Below are 17,286 nucleotides of genomic sequence, written 5' to 3' on the forward strand. Positions count from 1 at the left end.
CCCATCGTTTGACCATCCCCGCGCTATGCGGGTTTTTTGCGTCTGGAGAAAAGCATGAGCAAAACCAAAACGGAGACCGCGTCCACGGATCTCGTTATCACCGTCGCTCCGCGTGCGTCGTCGCCTGCACCGGAATCTGCACAGATCGGCTTCCGGGACACGGTATTCACTTCCCGAACGTTGGTGCTGCCCAACGGCAGCCTGGTCGACGTAGCACAGGGCGTTACCTCGGTGGATTCCTCCGATGCCGACGCGCTGGCCTACCTGAACGCGCATGAAGAGTTTGAGCCACTGGAGTAATCACGATGATCGGAATGGACCGCGAGACGGGCTTGCCCTTGTCGGGCCTCGATCACCTGCGTCAGTCCATTGCGGACATTCTGACCACGCCAGAAGGGAGTCGCAGAATGCGGCCCGAGTACGGCAGCAAACTGGCCCGGTTCGTTGATTTGCCGGTGACGGCCGGTTGGCGCAGCGCGGTGCAAGCCGAGGTCAGCCGGGCCATCGGGCGTTGGGAACCACGGGTAAAGCTCGAATCCGTGAGGGCTATCTCGGTGATCGACGGGCAGGTCACGTTCGCTTTGAAAGGCACATATCAGGGCGATAGCTTCACGTTGGAGGTCACAGCATGAGTGCGGTGGATCTGTCGGCGCTGCCTGCGCCGCAAGTGCTGGAACCGTTGGACGTTGAAACCACCTATGAGGAAGCACTGGGCATTTTCCGGGACTGGATGGGTAACAACTGGAATGCTGCGCTTGAGAGCGATCCCGTCACGAAACTGATTGAACTGGGTGCTTACAACAAGCTCGGGAATCGCGCCCGTGTCAACGATGGTTGCAAAGCGTTGCTGCTGGCTTACGCCCGTAAATCTGACTTGGATCAGCTGGCGTTCAACGTCAACCTCAAACGCCTGGTGATCCAGGCCGAAGACCTGACGACCTTTCCCCCAACGGCTGAGGTGAAGGAAGAGGACGACGCGCTGCGCGAGCGTATCCAGCTGGTATACGAGGGACTGACTACTGCAGGCCCGCGTAACAGTTACATCCTGCATGCCCGGAACTCGTCGGGACTGGTTGCTGATGCCACGGCCGAAAGTCCGTCACCCTCTACGGTGGTCGTCACGGTGCTGGCTTTGAGTGAAACCGGCATCGCCCCCCAGTCATTGCTTGACGAGGTGCGCGACTACCTGAGTGACGAGAACATTCGTCCGCTGGGTGATCGGTTGATTGTGCAGAGCGCTGAAATCCTGCCTTACACCATCAACGCGGTGGTGCATATGGTGGGTACTGGCTCGGAGAACGAGACCATTCTGGCGCAGTGCGAAGCGCGCTTGAAGGCCTGGATCAATCCTCGGCGTCGTTTGGGTGTTGAAGTGGCACGCTCGGCTATCGACGCCCAGCTGCACATCGCAGGCGTTCGTCGCGTGGACCTGGCCGACTGGCTCGACATTCTTCCCAGCAAGTCACAGGCCGCCTATTGCAAGGGCTTCACGCTGGTCAAGGGTGACTGACATGAAAAGTCTATTACCCAACAACAGTACGCAGCTTGAGCGTGCCATTGAGGCTGCGATAGTCGATGCCACGCCCGTGCCCCTGCGCACACTTTACAACCCGGACACCTGTCCGGTGGAGTTGCTGCCGCACCTGGCCTCCTCATGGTCCGTCGACCGCTGGGACGAGAAATGGTCGGAGCCGGTCAAGCGTAATGCCGTCAAGGCCTCGTTCTATGTCCACGCGCACAAGGGCACCATCGGCGCGTTGCGTCGGGTGGTCGAGCCTTTGGGGTATCTGATCGACATCGTGGAATGGTGGCAGCTCAACCCGCTGGGCGAGCCCGGCACGTTCCAGCTGAAAGTAGGCGTGCTGGATACCGGCATCACGGAACAGATGTACGAAGAGCTGACGGCGCTGATCGATGACGCCAAGCCGGTCTCCCGTCATCTGATCGGCCTTGCCATCAGCCTTGAAACCACTGGCAGCACCTACCTGAGCGCCTCTGTGCAAGAGGGCGACATCATCGACGTTTACCCACCGCAATCGCGAGACATCGTCGTCTCGGGTGTGATCGGCCGTGGCGGACGTGAAGAAACTATCGACACCCTGGATGTGTATTCATGATCGATCAAAACTCGCAGTTTTACGCCATCCTGACCAATATCGGCGTCGCCAAACAAGCCAATGCCGACGCCTTGGGCATCGGCTGGAAGATTACCCAGATGGGTGTCGGGGACGCCAACGAAACCGATCCGAAGCCGGATGCCACACAAAAAACGCTGATCAATGAGTGGCGTCGAGCACCCCTGAATCAGCTTACGCAAGACCCTGCCAACCCGGCGATCATCATCGCTGAGCAGGTCATCCCGGCCGAGGTCGGTGGCAAATGGATTCGCGAGATAGGCCTGTACGATTCGGATGGCGATCTTGTGGCCGTTGCAAACTGCGCGCCGTCGTTCAAGCCATTGCTGGCGCAGGGTTCGGGACGCACGCAGGTCGTGCGGATGAACCTGATCGTCAGCAACTCGGCCAGTGTCGAACTGAAAATTGACCCTAGCGTGGTGCTGGCGACACGCGAGTTTGTGACCAGTGAGCTGGCGCGGCAGGACTTCAAAAATTCGGTTCTGGTGGCCACCACGGCGAACATCGCCCTGAGCGGCCTGCAGACCGTTGATGGTGTGGCGGTGCCAGCGGGCCGTCGTGTGTTGGTCATCAAGCAGACGGCTGCGCGTGAGAACGGCATTTATGTAACGGCTGCCGGTGTCTGGGCTCGGGCAGCTGATGCTGACACCGACCTGCGCGTCACGCCGGGTTTGCTGGTGCAGGTCGAGCAGGGGAGTGTCAACGGTGACAGCGGCTGGCAGTTGGTCACGGACGGGCCTATCTCTTTAGGTGTTACGGCCCTGAGCTTTGAGATGGTGTGGGGCCGAACAGGCGTCGAGCCAGGTGCGTATCGCAGTGTCACCGTCGACAAATATGGTCGTGTGGTGGCGGCAACCAACCCGACGACCGTTGCAGGCTATGGCCTGACGGATGTCTACACCAAAACGCAAGTCGATAGTGCGCTGGCGACCAAGGCGAACTTGGCAAGCCCGGTGCTGACAGGGACCCCGAAAGCGCCCACTCCAGCCGCGTCGTCCAACAACGAGCAGCTGGCTACAACCGCGTTTGTTCAGCAGTTGTTTACGGTCCTCGTAGGCGCTGCGCCGGAGACGCTGAACCAGATCAACGAGATTGCGGCCGCGCTGGGCAACGATGCCAATTTCTCGACCACGATGATGAACGCCCTGGCGTTAAGGGCCCCCATTGCCAGCCCGGTGTTTACGGGTGATCCAAGGGCTCCTACTCCCGCGCTGACCGACAACGACACCAGTATTTCAACCACCGCTTTCAGTCGTGGTTTGCTGGCGTTGTTTGGCATCGGAACTGATTCTGCACCGCTCGTGCTGGATGCAAACGACGCCCCTTTAAGCGGGATGTTCCGCATGGCTTCCACCGGCTTAAACATCCCGGCCACTGCCAATGCGACCTTGATTTGCGCGCGTTACAACAACGGCGGCGCACTGCAGATTTTTGCGGCCTTGGCAGGAGCGGGCGGCTACCCAAATCTGTTCTGGCGCACGCAGGCGGCCGGTGGCTGGACCACTTGGCGCGAGTTTGCCCCGACAGATTCACCAGCGCTGACCGGAGCACCTACGGCCCCCACGCCGTCGGTGGTCGACAGCAGTAACAGAATCGCCACGATGTCGGCGCTGTGGAATGTCCTCGGCACCTACAACATCGGCACGCTCGCGCCCGTGGCGCTGGTGCTTGCGTCAAACAGCGATTGGGCCAAGCCGGGCGGCTGGAGCGGCTATATCAACGTCGGCGCAAGCAAGCTCAATGGCGTTACGGTCCCGCTGGATTCGGGTGGTGGGTCGCCGGGTTATGGCATGTGGTGCATTACGGGGCGTCGGGATAACTCCAACGGCTACAGCGGTATTTTCACCGATTTCTCTACCGGCAAAACCTGGACTGCATCCGCTGCGGTGGGTGGTAACGGGCCAGTGTTCACCGAGCTGTTAACGGCGGACTCGCCTGTTTTCAAAGGCACGCCGAAAGGTCCTACGCCGGAAACGAATACGGCGGGCAATCAGCTGGTAACGCAAGATTTTGTGCGCAGCTGGGCGCGGAAGTTTATCGGTGTGGGTGTTGGGGTGTCGGCTTCTACCTATTCGGTTAGCCCAGCGCAAAACGGATGCTGGTTCAACATCACGTCGCCCAATGCCAATATCGCGCTCCCAGCGGCGACCACTGTGCCGGATGGCACCACGTTCCTGTTCCGAAACAACGCCGGGAACGCATCTATCACGCTGACCGTTCCGTCTGGAAATATCCTCACGGGCGTAAGCGGTCTGACGTTGGTGCTCGCGCCGTTTGAAATGATCGAACTGGCGTCCAGCGGGACTTCGTACTGGGCAGTCAATCGCTGTTCCATGATGCAACTGGCCCGCGTCGACAGCCCGGCGCTTATCGGGACTCCGACCGCTCCCACACCTGCGCCGGGCGATGTGTCCAAACAGATCGTAAATGCCGAGTTTCTGCGTTCGGAAATGAGCCGACTGAAATCGATAGTTCGCTTTACCGCAAACGGCAGTTGGACCTGCCCGGACGGCGTCACGATGGTTTGGGTGTCTGCGAGCGCTGGCGGTGGTGGGGGTGGCAGCGGTGGCGGGCTATCGCAGCAGGGGGCGGGAGGCGGCGGTGGTGGAAACGCCGGTCAGTTTGTGATTGCGGAACCGATCACTGTTGTGCCGGGAACTGTCTACGCGATCACAATCGGCGGGGGCGGTGCGGCGGGAGCGACGGCGGGAAGCGGCACGGCCGGGAAAAATGGTGGGGCCGGAGGGGTAACGCGTTTCGGCACCTTGCTGGCGCTCGCGGCTGGTGGCGGAGGGGCAGGTGGCGACATTACCACCGGCGCTGGTGGTTCTGCGGCCAGCTTGGGGGCTGGCGGTGGCTCTGACGGAACCGATGCCCGTGGGCAGTACCTGGGGGGTGACGGCGGCCCTGGTGGTCCTGGCCCGTTTGGTACGGCCGGTGGTCGCGGTCGCGCCGGTGCGGGTGCTGGTGGTACCGGTCGTACCGGTAGTGGTTTTGGCGGCGGTGGCGGTGGCGGTGGCGCAGGGTATGGCTCCGCAGGCAGCACGGCTAACGGTGGCGCTGGGAGTCCCGGACTCCCTGGCGTTCTGATTCTGGAGTATTAATCAATGCGTTACGCCTACTTCGACCCGATCACCCGCGAGGTGATCGGCTGGTTTGACACCGAGGCTCTGGATTGCATCCTGCCTGACGCGGATCTGTTGGTAACGCTCTCTCAGGACGAGTGGGAAGCCAGCGCGCACCAACCACGCTGGGTGGATGAAAACCATGTGCTGAGCAGCACCCTGCCTGTTGTGCCGGTCAATCTTGACCAAATCAAGGCCAGCAAGCTGGTCGAGATTAGCAGCGCATGCGCTGCTGCCATCGTCGGCGGTTTTATCAGCAGTGCGCTGGGCGAGCCTCACACCTATCCATCGCAAGCGACTGATCAGTCCAATTTGATGGCGGCCGTGCTGTCCTCGCTGTCGGCCCCGGCCGAAAGCTGGGAAACACCAGTCTGGTGCGTCGACGCAAAGGGTGCAGGGGATTACCGCATGCACACGGCATCACAAGTGCAGGCGGTGGGCAATGATTCGTTGAGTGCGCGCAATGCCGCACTGACGCGCAAAGCAGCGCTTGAGGAGCGCATTCGACAGGCTGTGATCGTCGAGCAGGTCCAGTCATCGAGCTGGCCAACCAAATAGGAGTCGGCGCTGTATCGCTGTCCTTCCTGAGCGCCCCATAACCGGGGCGTTTTCGTTCCCGTTCTATTTTCCCTTTGGCCTCGCTACGCGGGGCTTTTCCATATCTGGAGATTGGCTCTATGAGTTTCTTTCACGGCATCACCATGACGACCGTTGATACCGGGGCGCGCACCATCGCGCTGCCGTCGTCCTCGATCATCGGTTTGTGCGACGTCTTCACCCCGAGTACCGCGCCTGATGTCGCCCAGTTGGCAGCCGTCAACGAGCTGAAAATGATCACCAGTGAGCGCGAGGCCATTGCGGCCTGGGGCGCAGACGCTCCGATCACCAAGGCCTGCCAAGCGATCTTTACGCGTGCCAAGGCCGTTATCGTTGGATGTGGCGTGGCGGCAGGTTCGACCGCTGCGGAACTGACCTCTGCCGTCATCGGCGGTGTGCTCGCGTCTGGCAAGCGTACCGGCCTTCAAGCGCTGATCGACGGCAAGAGTCTTTTCAATGCCCAGCCGCGACTGCTGATCGCACCGAAGCATTCGGCCACGCTGGCCGTGGCCACCGCGATGGATGGTCTGGCTGCCAAGCTGCGCGCCATTGCTATTGTCGACGGGCCAGGCACGACCGATGAGGCGGCGATAGCCTATGCCAAAAACTTCGGCAGCAAGCGCATCTTCATGCCAGATCCGGGCGTTCAGTATTGGGACACCATAGCCAGCAAGACTATCGATGCCCCTGCGTCGGCCTGGGTCGCCGGGCTCTTTGCCTGGACTGACGCCGAGTACGGTTTTTGGGCGTCGCCGTCGAACAAGGAGTTTGTCGGCATCACCGGTACCACGCGTCCAGTCGAGTACCTGGCCGGTGATGCGACGTGCCGGGCCAACCTGCTGAACAACGCCAATATCGCGACGATCATTCGCGACGACGGCTATCGCCTCTGGGGCAACCGCACGTTGTCCAGTGATGCGAAGTGGGCGTTCGTGACGCGGGTCCGCACGCTCGACATCGTCATGGACGCGATTCAGGCGGGGCACAAGTGGGCGGTCGACCGCGCGATTACCAAAACCTACGTCAAGGACGTGACAGACGGCCTGGAAGCCTTCATGCGCGACCTGAAAAACCAAGGGGCGATCATCAATTTCGAGGTCTACGCAGACACCGAATTGAACACTGCCAGCCAGCTGGAGCAGGGCAAGGTGTACTGGAACATTCGCTTCACCGACGTGCCGCCTGCCGAAAACCCGAATTTCCGCGTTGAAGTCACCAATCAGTGGCTGACCGAAGTCCTCGAAGCCGCTTAAGGAGCGCTCTACATGATTCCGCAAACCCTCTCCAACACGAACCTGTTCGTCGACGGTATCAACTTCAGTGGTGACGTGCCGGGGCTGACGCTTCCCAAGATGACCCTCAAGACCGAGGAGTACCGCGGCGGCGGCATGGCCGGTCCGGTCGAGGTCGACATGGGCCTGGAAAAGATGGAAGCCAGCTTCACGACCAATGGCGTGCGCCGCGAGTCGCTGAAATTTTTCGGCCTGTCTGATCAGACCGCCTTCAACGGCACATTCAGAGGCTCTTTCAAGGGCCTGAAAGGCGTTGTCACACCGGTGGTTGCTACTTTGCGCGGCATGTTGAAAGAAGTCGATCCGGGCGAGTGGAAGCCCGCCACCGTGGCGGAGATCAAGCACAGCCTCGCCGTCTCCTACTACAAGCTGGAAGTCGACGGTCGTGTTGTTTACGAGATCGACATGGTGAACATGGTGCGCGTGATCGACGGCGTGGACCAGCTCGCAGCAGAACGCGCCGCCCTCGGCCTTTAAGGAACGAACATGACTCGAGTAACTGGCAACAACGAAACCACTCCGCTGCCGTCGTGGATCGTCCTGACGGATTCAGGCGCGATCATCACGCTGAAGTACCCGGTGGAAATCAACACCGTGAAAGTCGACAAGGTAACAATGCGCGCACCTTGCGTCAGGGATACCCGCGCTGCAGCGGCCGCTGCCAATGGCAGCCCCGAGGCCCACGAACTCCACTTGTTCTGCAGCCTGATCGAGGCAGGCAAGGACGATCTGGACCGTATGACCCAGCGCGATTATCGGCGCCTGCAGGAAGGCTATTTTCGCCTGGTCGAAGAGGATGAACTGTAATCCCCAGACCATGAAAATGGCGGCGCGCAAGGTAGCAGCGGAGACGGGTTTTTCCGCTGCCGATATCCTGACCATGCCGTTCAACGAACTGCTGTGGTGGATCACGGATTGATCCCCCTTTGAACGCCTCGGGTGGTCTATGAGTGAAAGTTTAAAGCTGGGCCTTGTCATCGGTGGCGCGGTCAGCGCGACCGTGGGCAAGGCCTTCAAGGACGTTGAGAGCCGTATCAAGGCGCTGGACGACAAGGGGGCCAAGGCTCGCGTCCTGCAAAGTACGATTGGCGAAACCATCAAGCTGCGCGAGGAATGGCGTAAAGCCCATGCCACGGGCCAGGCCGGTGCGACCGCGTTACTGTCACGCTTGAATTCAAACCTCGACAGCCTGAAAGCGCAGGGCGTCGAGGTCGGGCGGCTGAGCAAGGCTTACAAGGACATGGGCCGCACGGCTCGTTCTGCCGAGCTGCAGGCCAAGGGTCGGCGGCAGATGAGCGAGGGACGGGAGACCGTCAAAAGCTCGGTCGGTCAAGCCGTTGTAGCGGCGGGTGCCTTGGCGATCCCGACGAAAATCAGCGCGGACTTCGGGGCGGTTGTTCGTGACATTGCGATCAAGGCAGGCATAGCCAACAAACCGCAAGAAGCGGAGATGTCGCGGACCATCATCACGACTGCCCGTGATACCGGGATGGAGCGCAATCAGGTCGCCGACGTGGTCAACCAGCTGGTCGGTGCCGGTATGGAGCTGAGCAAGGCGCTGGAATATGCGCCGGTTGCTGCCAAATTCGTGGTCGGTCAGGGTTCCGAAGGGACCGACACAGCGAAGATGATCAATGCCCTGGGGCAGAACGCCAAGATCACCGACGCCAAGGAAATGCAGCAGGCTCTGGAAGCCATCGCGTACCAAGGGCAGGCGGGCAGCTTCGAAGCCTCCGACATGGCCAAGTGGTTTCCCGAACTGCTGGCCAACATGGGCAGTATCGGTATCACCGGCATGGACGCGGTGACGCAGCTCGGCGCAATGCTGCAAGTCCAGATGAAGACGGCGGGCAGCTCTGACGAGGCGGCCAACAACCTGAAAAACTGGATGGGCAAAATCGGTGCTTCGGATACGGTCGATGCCTACAAAAAGGCCGGTATCGATTACGAAGGCTCGATGCAAACCGGGCTGCAGAAAGGTATGTCCACGCTGGAGTCGAGCATGGCATTGGCCCAGCAGTACATCCAGAAGACGGACCCGAAAAAAGCCGAGGCAATGGCGGCCGCCACGGCCAAAATCAGCAAGGAAACAGACCCGGCCAAAGCCAAGGCCATGATGGAATCACTGTCGCAGGCTTTGAAAACCGGCGACATTTTTGCTGACATGCAGGTCAAGGCGGCGCTTACCGCGTACCTCCAGAACAAGCAGCTGTACAACGATTTGAAATCGCAGTCCCGCAACGCGGCGGGCATTCTCGACAAGAACCTGGCCGAGCGCCGGGAAGGCTCGTCGCAGAAGTGGGCCGAGCTTTCACAGGCCGCCAACGATGCCATGCGCAGCGTGGGCGATGCGATCAGACCGGCAACCGATGCCGTGGCGCAAGGTTTGACGACCGTGGCCCAAGGCATCACGACTGTTAGCGACAAGATGCCGAACCTGGCTATGGGACTAACGGGAGCCATCGGGGCTCTGCTGGTTGCCAAGTCAGCCTTCGGTGCATTCAAAATCGGCAAGGGCCTGATGAATCTTGCCAGAGGATCGGTCGGCGGCGGATCGGGGAAGGTCCAGCAGGTTTTTGTGACCAACGCAAAAGCTGCAGGTGTTGGCAGCACCGCAGCGACCGCGCCTGGTGCCGCAGCCTCTGGGCGCAAAGCGCGTGTCGCTGCGCTGCTGGGCTTTGGCCTGACAGTAGCGTCCAAGGCAGGTGCGAAGCTGGTCGACAAGGACAAGCCGGATGAAGCCAAAGGTGATGATGCCAAGGACGAGGAAGCCAAAGGCTCTGATGCAGACGGTGAGACTAAAAGGCCCAAAGGGTTGCTCGGGGTTGGGTTCACGGCGTTGGAGGCTTACCGCGAAACGCTGGAGGCCGGTGGCGATTCAGATGGCGGCTCCAATGGTTCTGGCGACGGGGACGGGCTGCAGCGCGTGTTCGTGGTCAACGCCTCTGAGATAGGAACCTCATCAGGTGTTCCGGGCCAGCGCGATACGCCGCGCAGAGGGCGTCGGGCAGCCCGTGCACGTCGTCGCGCAGGCTCTGCGTCTCGGCCGCCCGTAGTGTCACCGCGTCCAGCTGGTGAACCGCGCATTCGGCCAGTGCCACCCCGTCCGGCCGACGCCCTTCGGATTCGTCCGGCCCCGCGTCTATATATCCCCGTGCCGCCACTTCCGCCGTCTGCTGAGCGAGGCATTATGCCTTTGCTGGGCAAGATGGCAGGTAAGGCCAAAGTCTTGCCAGGCGAAGCGGTGATCAGTGCTGGCCTGAAAGCCGTCGAGCTGTATCAGTCGGATGACCCTGTCGAGAAGAAACTGGAAGGGGCTACTGAGGTCGCGGGCTCTGCGTTGGGCGGCTGGGGCGGTGCTGCGGCCGGAGCGGCGATTGGCACCATGATTTTGCCGGTCGTGGGCACGGCGATAGGCGCGGCCATTGGCGGTGCCCTGGGGTCTTGGGGCGGCGGTGAGGTCGGCGGCTTGTTGGGCAAAGAGCTGTTTGGCACGCCGGAGAAAGAGAACAAGCCGGTGTCGTTGCTGGCTGCGCCGTCGGTTCCGGCCGCGTTGCCTGGTCCGGCAGTGCCCACGCTGGGCGCGACGGCGAGGGCTTTCGATAACGACCGCGTGCCGCTGATGGCTCGGGGTCCAGTTCCAGCGCTGGCCCCGAGTGGGCCGTTGATGGGGGATGTAGGCCGGGCCATGACGGAAAAACCGGCAGCAAGTCCTGCCGCGCCGATTGTCATCAAGCCCGACGCGCCCAAGATGCCGACACCCAAGTACGAACAGCAGGTTTCGATTCATGCACCTATCCAACTGACCGTTCAAGGTGATGTGAAAGATCCGCAGCAACTGATGCGCGATCTGGAGCCGATGATTCAGCGGGCTATGCGCGATTCTGCACAGCAGTCGCAACGGTCGAATCTGTTTGATGCTCCGCATGTCGAGTAGGGGGATATATGGCTTACATGGAACAACTGCAGTCGGGAATGAAGTACCTGGTGGCGGCAGGCGAATCAGGCCGTCGCGATCTGGACGGCATGCTCTCGCCGGTCAATGGTGCGATCAGCGAAATCAGCGGTGCAGCCGCCGAGATTGAGGGCCTGCCCGGCGTGGGGCCCGCAATCGGGGCCAAGCTTCAACGCGTGATGCGGGGTGTCAACGCGGCCCAGACAAAGGTCGGGGCTGTCGTGTCGACCTACAGTCGTGCATCAAGGGCGGCAACGCAGATTGACGAGCGCTTGGGAGTGCTCAAGGAGCAGGCAGCAAAAGCCGGGACGGCCATCAATAAAGTGGCAGGCAGTATCAGCCCCGCGTTGGCCAACGTGGTGCCTAGCTCGTCATTTGCCGCGCAGAAAACCCCGGCCGCCGAGGCGGTCAAACCGTTTGAACATCTGCTGATCTTGCAACCGCTGAGCGCGAAGGCCGAGCCGTACTACTTCAATCTGGACACCGCTGCGTTCGACGAACTGAGCCGTTCCAGTGAGTTCCGCTGGGCATCGCAAGAGCGTCTCACGCGTCGACCGGCACAGCAGAACATCGGTATGGGTGATGAGTCACTGACGCTCAAGGGGGCGGTGTTCCCCAACGTCAAAGGCGGGATCAAACAGCTCGACACCTTGCGTGGCATCGCAGGTCTGGGCGTGCCTCTGGCGCTGACCACAGGGTATGGGGCAGTGCTGGGTAACTGGTGCTTGAAGAAAATTCAGGAAGATCAGAGCGCTCTGATGCAAGGGGGTATCCCTCGCAAGCAGGCGTTCACGCTGGAGTTCACACGCTATGGCGACGATATGCAGAACGTCTGACGGGGATATCCTCGATACCCTTTGTTTCAACCATTACGGCCATTTGAACGGCTCTGTGGAGGCCGTGCTTGATGCCAATCAGGGCCTGGCCGATGAGGTTCAACCCTTTCGGGTGGGGCTGATTATCACTCTGCCGGACCTTCCCGCATCCTCCGATGACACTGTGATGCTCTGGGGCTGAACTCGGCGTTACGCGTAACGAACCTTTCCTTTTGCCCAGCCCCGCCGAGTGCGGGGCTTTCTTTTGGTGTCTGCGCATGAAACCAACTTTCCGGATCGTTGCCGACGGCACCGACATTACGGCGCTCATCAACGACCGATTGATCCAGCTGCGTACCACTGACAAGCCCGACATGGACTCAGACGAATTCGAGCTGCGCATTGATGATCGCGACGGTGCAGTGGTATTGCCATCGAGGGGGGCAGATGTTGAGGTTTATCTGGGCTATGACGGCCAGAAGCTGACCAAGATCGGCCTGTACACCATTGATGAGATCGAGGTGTCTGGCCCCCCTGACACAATGGTCATCAAAGGCAAGGCCAGCAGCATGCGTGGAAGTGGTAAGACCACGCGCAGCGGTAGCTGGGAGGATGTGCCGTTGTCCAAGATTGTCAGCGACATTGCCGCACGCAATGGCTGGGCCTCAGCCTGCAACGTAGCGACAAAGGTCCCACGGGCTGACCAGCTCAACGAGTCGGATTACCACTTCATCACACGGCTGGCAAAAAAGTACGACTGCACTGCCAAGGTCGCCGACGGCAAGTTGCTCGTCATGCCCAGGCAAGAGGGAGTCAGCGCATCCGGAAAAGCGTTTGGCGTTCTGTCCATCACGCGCCAGGACGTCAGTCGATGGCAGTTCAGACTGGGTGATCGTTCGACACACAAAGCCGTGTCGACGAAGCATCAGGACAAGAAGACCGGGAAGCTCCAGATCGTGACCCTCAATAACGACACGGCTCCGGACGGTCTCCCGCCTGTTCATACCGACCGGCATATCTACCCCAACAAATCTGCAGCAGAGCAGGCCGCGAAAGCGCGTCTTGCGGCTTTCAATCGCAGCACTGCAGGCATCCGTCTTGAAATGGTCGGGCGTACTGACCTTTTCGCGGAGCGCATGATCAGCGTGCAGGGGTTCAAGGAGGGGCTTGATGGCGAGTACCTGACCGATTCGGTCGAACAGGTATTTACCCAAGCTGGCTGGTCCACCATGGCCGAGTGCAATGGTGGCAACAAGGGCAAGGCAAAAGCCAAAGGCAAAAAGAAAGCGAAAAAACCAGTCAAGGTCGTGCAGCTCTGACCATCACCTCCATCACAAACCATCTTTATTCAGGAGATGTCTGAATGTCGATTACTGTGCAGCAGTTGCTGCAGATCCTCCCCAACGCCAGCTCCCGAGCTGGCGTTTTTGTTCCTGTCTTAAACGTTGCGATGAGCAAATACGCCATCGTTACGAAGCTGCGTATCACTGCCTTCCTGGCGCAGGTGGGCCATGAGTCTGGCCAGCTTCGCTACGTGCGGGAATTGGGCAGTGATGCCTACCTCGAAAAATACGATACCGGGCGGCTCGCCGAACGCCTGGGCAACACGCCAGAGGACGACGGCGACGGTCAGTTATATCGGGGCAGGGGGCTTATTCAAATTACCGGGCGGGCGAACTACGCGGAGTGCGGTGAGGCATTGGGCCTGGATCTGCTACAGCAACCTGAACTCCTCGAGCGTCCGGAGCATGCCGCCATGTCAGCTGCTTGGTTCTGGCACCGTGCTGGGCTCAATACCTTCGCAGATAGAAGCGACTTCCTGACAATTACCAAACGGATCAACGGTGGCACAAATGGCCTTGCCGACCGTCAGGCGCTTTACGAGCGGGCCATGAAGGTACTGGTCTGATTGAGCTGAAGAAATAACGCAGCAGATTGAAAAAGAGCGACCAGTCGAGATGCGCCAACATCGCGACTGGTCACTGTTCCCGCAGATTACCCCTGCAAGTCCAGCCAAGGCTCCCGCTTCGTGCACAAAGCGGAGCGAGCCTAGCACCTGTTTATATATACAGTAAAGGTCTTGCTATTTATGTCCACACCCATCGTCCCTTGGATGGGCGGCAAACGCCGCCTGGCCGACCGCCTCATCCCGCTTTTCCCACTCCATGAATGCTACGTCGAAGTGTTCGCTGGCGGTGCGGCCCTCTACTTCATGCGCCCCCAGGCCGCCCCCGTTGAAGTCCTAAACGACATCAACGGAGACTTAGTGACGCTGTATCGCGTCGTCCAAAACCATCTTGAAGAGTTCGTCCGCCAGTTCAAATGGGCACTCAGCTCGCGCCAGGTGTTTGAGTGGCAGAAGATGACCCGCCCCGAAACCCTCACCGACATCCAGCGCGCCGCCCGGTTCTTTTACCTGCAGCACCACGCCTTCGCAGGCAAGGTCAGCGGGCAGACGTTTGGCACTGCCACGACCGGCCCGGCCATCAACCTACTGCGGATCGAGGAAAACCTTTCTGCGGCTTGGCAGCGGTTGTCAGGTACGTACGTGGAGAATCTGCCGTGGCTCGAATGTGCCGAGCGCTACGACCGGCCTCACACGTTCCACTACATGGACCCGCCGTACTGGCAGACGGCTGGGTACGGTGTGGATTTTCCGTTTGAGAATTACGAGCGGATGGCTGACTTCATGCGGCGGTGCAAGGGGAAGGTGATGGTGAGCATCAACGATCACCCTGACATACGGCGGGTGTTTGAAGGCTTCCATTTTGAAACGGTCAACATTCGCTACAGCACGGCCAACCAGAGACAGGGAAAGGCTGATGTCAGTGGTGAGCTGATTATCATGAATTGGGAGCCTGCGGCGCTGGGGGGGTTATTCTGATTTTTGTCCGAGGTTGGCCACTAGTGACTGCACTTACGGCAAAGGTTAATGCTAGAGTATGGTTTTGCAAGCTGGTCATGGATGAACGTATGGACGAATTTTGCACGCCCGAATCAAACAACAGTCCCACTTGGACCCTGCTTGATGTAATCATTTGGAAGGGATGGCCGGAGCGGTGGGGCGGTGGTCCCGGCTACTTGCGAAGATTTAAAGATGCTTGGCTGGTTCATAACAAATTATATATAAAGGCGGCGGCAGCCAAGTATTCGCTTCCTATTGAGTTGCTGGCAGGAGTATGTTGGATCGAAGTAGGTGGGGATCCAAATATTGTGGATAGGATTGGCTTCGAAGTCAGAACTTTTGACCGCTTGGGCAATGTGTCAAGCGTGCTGACTAATCCCCCAGCCAAGACCAGTTTTGGTTGGGTCAGCATCCAGCTTCGAACGGCAGCCATTACGTTAGGGATGAATCCCGATGAGATGGATTCCAGTCAGTTCCGGAGCTTGGCTAACTGTATTGAGATTGATGTTTATAATATTGATATTGCAGCAAAGCACATACGTATGCTCGCTGATTATGATCACTTTTCTACCATTGGAATAGAGGAGGTACGAATCATCGGTGCTAGGTATAATCGAGGAACGAGTTGGTCCTTGGATGAGATAAAAAAAGATATGAGTTATGGCAATTTCATCGTCAATTCCTGGCGTCATCTCAATCAGCTTATGATGTGATAAATATGAAAGCTAAAAGCGTATTGCTACGAGTGTTTTTATACGGTATTTATTTTTTCTGTTTGCTAATGTATGTGCTTTTTCAGGGTTCTGAATATGATTGGATGGACCCTAGTATGCTTGCGCCATCACCCGATCTCGCGCCATCACCTGATAATTTATCCTTCCCCATCCAAGATGAGTCTAATGATAGAGCGGTTTTTCGGGGCGTGGTCGCAACTATAGCTGTCGTTGTGCAGTTGGCTATTTTCTTTTTGCTTTCTCGAAAAGAAGCAATAGTTACAGTTATTCTACTTGGTGCTACTTTGCTTTTGTTTAGGTGATTCTAAAGTCCGCCCAGTTTTTGGGCGGACCTTTATTTGTTAAGCAATGCCATTGAGTCGATAATGCTTTTGATTACGCAAATGGTTTGTTTGCGGTCCTATCCCATCCCCCTGAAACGATACCAGCATTCCCTCCGTCGGCACGCCTTTGCTGAGAATATTCGAATTTTATGCGGCCATAATTGAGTGTAATCATTTCTACAGGAAAGCCAGCATGCTCCGCGCCATTGCCGCTAACGGTTGATATCAAAACTTCTTCAAGAACGATATCTAAATATTTAAATTTTTCGGTGCCTGCACGGTGTACGCGAATAGTTACTTTGTTAATGTGCGAACCTCGGCAGCAAAGTTCAAATAGTTTCGGTGTTGCTCTGTCTATATATTTACTCACTCTAAAGTCGCCCAGGGTCACGCCCCCTGCAGTCGCGCCGCCGCTAGAAGAAGCAGTTGTACTGATCGACTGAACCGCGTCGTAGTGATAGGACAGCAGCTCTACCCAGCCCTTGTGGCCGTCATCAAGAGATTCGCCCTCTACACCGTCCACCTGCATAAATGCGTCAAAAGACATATCAGCTTCCTGCTTTAAAAAAATTGAGAGCTTAGCGTAGCTTACGGAGCCCACCGTTTGCCAGCATGGTTACACCTGCTCCCGGAGAGCTAGCTGCAAATACTCCGTTTCATTTAGGCCGCGTCGCTGTAGGGGCGGATAAGATCCTGCCCTTGATTCCGCACATTGCCCACAGCCTTACCAACCGTGTACCACTCAAACTCGTCAACTGGCGTGCAGCACTCCCGCGCAATTACAGCATGCGCCGTCATGGAAAAGCATGAGCCGGTATTCGCGCTGATTGACTGCAATGCTTCCGAGGCTTTACTAACAGTTATATACGATTTTTCTAGAGAATACAGGCGCTTAGGCTGAGTAACTTTTTCACATTTTTTTATTTTTGAGGTGGTGTCGACCACGTTAATCGGACTTTGCCCATCCGCTATCCATGTGGTTCCAAGGATCAGGCATGGAGGGGCGTGGCAGTACACCGCGCGGCAATCGAGTTTCTGGCTGGGTGGTTGCTCAGACTTGCCCGCCCGTTTGCATTCGACCTGACCAGTCCTTTGGGCCGGATTCGACCAGCACGTTTCTTGATCATGACCGGCAGAAGACGATCCATTGGAGCCCTTCGTGTCGAGGGCAGTCAGCTAGGTGATGATCCTTCGACCGGAGTGATACGGACCTCAACTTGATTGATCGCCTGCAGATGGAAGCGGTGATCAAAGTCTGTCAGCCTTCGAGAAGTCAGGTGAATGCTGGGCGCAACCTCTTCAAACATTCACGCCAGGCGAAGGAAAATCCCAATAATGTCGACCGAATCTTAAAATTTTTGGTTCGGGTTGGCCCGGGCAGCGGTTATCTCAGGCCATAGCTGAG

Annotated in this window: 19 protein-coding genes; 18 read left to right on the plus strand and 1 reads right to left on the minus strand. The window is 58.4% G+C overall.

Annotation, left to right across the window (positions count from 1 at the left end):
* Nucleotides 1-54: 54 nt before the first annotated feature.
* The 18 genes from AO388_RS23300 (at nt 55) to AO388_RS28075 (ending at nt 15,860) form a co-directional block, all read left to right on the plus strand.
* Nucleotides 55-300, plus strand: a complete 246-nt coding sequence (locus AO388_RS23300) for a hypothetical protein (RefSeq protein ID WP_058417253.1) — start codon at nt 55-57, stop codon at nt 298-300.
* Between the two features lie 5 nt (nt 301-305).
* Nucleotides 306-632 carry a GPW/gp25 family protein gene (locus AO388_RS23305; RefSeq protein WP_058417254.1) on the plus strand — a complete coding sequence of 109 codons (327 nt, stop codon included), beginning with the start codon at nt 306-308 and terminating at the stop codon, nt 630-632.
* Nucleotides 629-1,510 carry a baseplate assembly protein gene (locus AO388_RS23310; RefSeq protein ID WP_058417255.1) on the plus strand — a complete coding sequence of 294 codons (882 nt, stop codon included), beginning with the start codon at nt 629-631 and terminating at the stop codon, nt 1,508-1,510. The genes AO388_RS23305 and AO388_RS23310 overlap by 4 nt, the downstream gene beginning before the upstream one ends.
* A gap of 1 nt (nt 1,511) precedes the next feature.
* Entirely contained in the window at nt 1,512-2,117 is a 606-nt protein-coding gene (locus AO388_RS23315; protein ID WP_046235080.1) for a phage tail protein I, read from the plus strand.
* The gene (locus tag AO388_RS30115) at nt 2,114-5,239 is read left to right on the plus strand and encodes a phage tail-collar fiber domain-containing protein (RefSeq protein WP_058417256.1); all 3,126 of its coding nucleotides are present in this window, start codon (nt 2,114-2,116) and stop codon (nt 5,237-5,239) included. Before AO388_RS23315 ends, AO388_RS30115 begins: the two co-directional genes overlap by 4 nt.
* A gap of 3 nt (nt 5,240-5,242) precedes the next feature.
* Nucleotides 5,243-5,818, plus strand: a complete 576-nt coding sequence (locus tag AO388_RS23325) for a DUF4376 domain-containing protein (protein WP_058417257.1) — start codon at nt 5,243-5,245, stop codon at nt 5,816-5,818.
* A gap of 119 nt (nt 5,819-5,937) precedes the next feature.
* Nucleotides 5,938-7,110 (plus strand): phage tail sheath subtilisin-like domain-containing protein, encoded by a 1,173-nt coding sequence (locus tag AO388_RS23330; protein ID WP_058417258.1) that lies wholly within the window; start codon nt 5,938-5,940, stop codon nt 7,108-7,110.
* Nucleotides 7,111-7,122: 12 nt separating this feature from the next.
* Nucleotides 7,123-7,626 (plus strand): phage major tail tube protein, encoded by a 504-nt coding sequence (locus AO388_RS23335; protein WP_004663012.1) that lies wholly within the window; start codon nt 7,123-7,125, stop codon nt 7,624-7,626.
* 9 nt (nt 7,627-7,635) lie between these two features.
* Complete coding sequence (locus AO388_RS23340; protein ID WP_058417259.1) at nt 7,636-7,956, plus strand: phage tail assembly protein; 321 nt, start codon at nt 7,636-7,638, stop codon at nt 7,954-7,956.
* Entirely contained in the window at nt 7,946-8,068 is a 123-nt protein-coding gene (locus tag AO388_RS29950) for a hypothetical protein (protein WP_269085767.1), read from the plus strand. The genes AO388_RS23340 and AO388_RS29950 overlap by 11 nt, the downstream gene beginning before the upstream one ends.
* Nucleotides 8,069-8,095: 27 nt before the next feature.
* Nucleotides 8,096-11,086 carry a phage tail tape measure protein gene (locus AO388_RS23345; protein ID WP_058417260.1) on the plus strand — a complete coding sequence of 997 codons (2,991 nt, stop codon included), beginning with the start codon at nt 8,096-8,098 and terminating at the stop codon, nt 11,084-11,086.
* A gap of 8 nt (nt 11,087-11,094) precedes the next feature.
* On the plus strand, nt 11,095-11,940 hold the full coding sequence (locus AO388_RS23350) for a phage tail protein (RefSeq protein WP_058417261.1): 846 nt from the start codon (nt 11,095-11,097) through the stop codon (nt 11,938-11,940).
* Nucleotides 11,915-12,121 (plus strand): tail protein X, encoded by a 207-nt coding sequence (locus AO388_RS23355; protein WP_058417262.1) that lies wholly within the window; start codon nt 11,915-11,917, stop codon nt 12,119-12,121. The genes AO388_RS23350 and AO388_RS23355 overlap by 26 nt, the downstream gene beginning before the upstream one ends.
* Nucleotides 12,122-12,197: 76 nt before the next feature.
* On the plus strand, nt 12,198-13,238 hold the full coding sequence (locus AO388_RS23360; protein WP_058417263.1) for a phage late control D family protein: 1,041 nt from the start codon (nt 12,198-12,200) through the stop codon (nt 13,236-13,238).
* A gap of 44 nt (nt 13,239-13,282) precedes the next feature.
* Nucleotides 13,283-13,828, plus strand: a complete 546-nt coding sequence (locus AO388_RS23365) for a glycoside hydrolase family 19 protein (protein ID WP_058417264.1) — start codon at nt 13,283-13,285, stop codon at nt 13,826-13,828.
* Nucleotides 13,829-14,008: 180 nt separating this feature from the next.
* Nucleotides 14,009-14,803 (plus strand): DNA adenine methylase, encoded by a 795-nt coding sequence (locus AO388_RS23370; RefSeq protein ID WP_058417265.1) that lies wholly within the window; start codon nt 14,009-14,011, stop codon nt 14,801-14,803.
* 89 nt (nt 14,804-14,892) lie between these two features.
* On the plus strand, nt 14,893-15,537 hold the full coding sequence (locus AO388_RS23375; RefSeq protein WP_058417266.1) for a hypothetical protein: 645 nt from the start codon (nt 14,893-14,895) through the stop codon (nt 15,535-15,537).
* A complete protein-coding gene (locus AO388_RS28075) occupies nt 15,537-15,860 on the plus strand; it encodes a hypothetical protein (protein WP_080484270.1) in 324 nt (107 codons plus the stop codon). The genes AO388_RS23375 and AO388_RS28075 overlap by 1 nt, the downstream gene beginning before the upstream one ends.
* Before the next feature lie 73 nt (nt 15,861-15,933).
* On the opposite strand, the gene AO388_RS23380 is transcribed toward AO388_RS28075, so the two are convergent.
* Nucleotides 15,934-16,428: an Hcp family type VI secretion system effector gene (locus AO388_RS23380; RefSeq protein WP_058417267.1), complete on the minus strand. Its 495-nt coding sequence runs from the start codon at nt 16,426-16,428 to the stop codon at nt 15,934-15,936.
* Between the last annotated feature and the right edge of the window lie 858 nt (nt 16,429-17,286).

The sequence above is a fragment of the Pseudomonas sp. ICMP 10191 genome, assembly GCF_001467335.1.
Classification (GTDB): domain Bacteria; phylum Pseudomonadota; class Gammaproteobacteria; order Pseudomonadales; family Pseudomonadaceae; genus Aquipseudomonas; species Aquipseudomonas cerasi.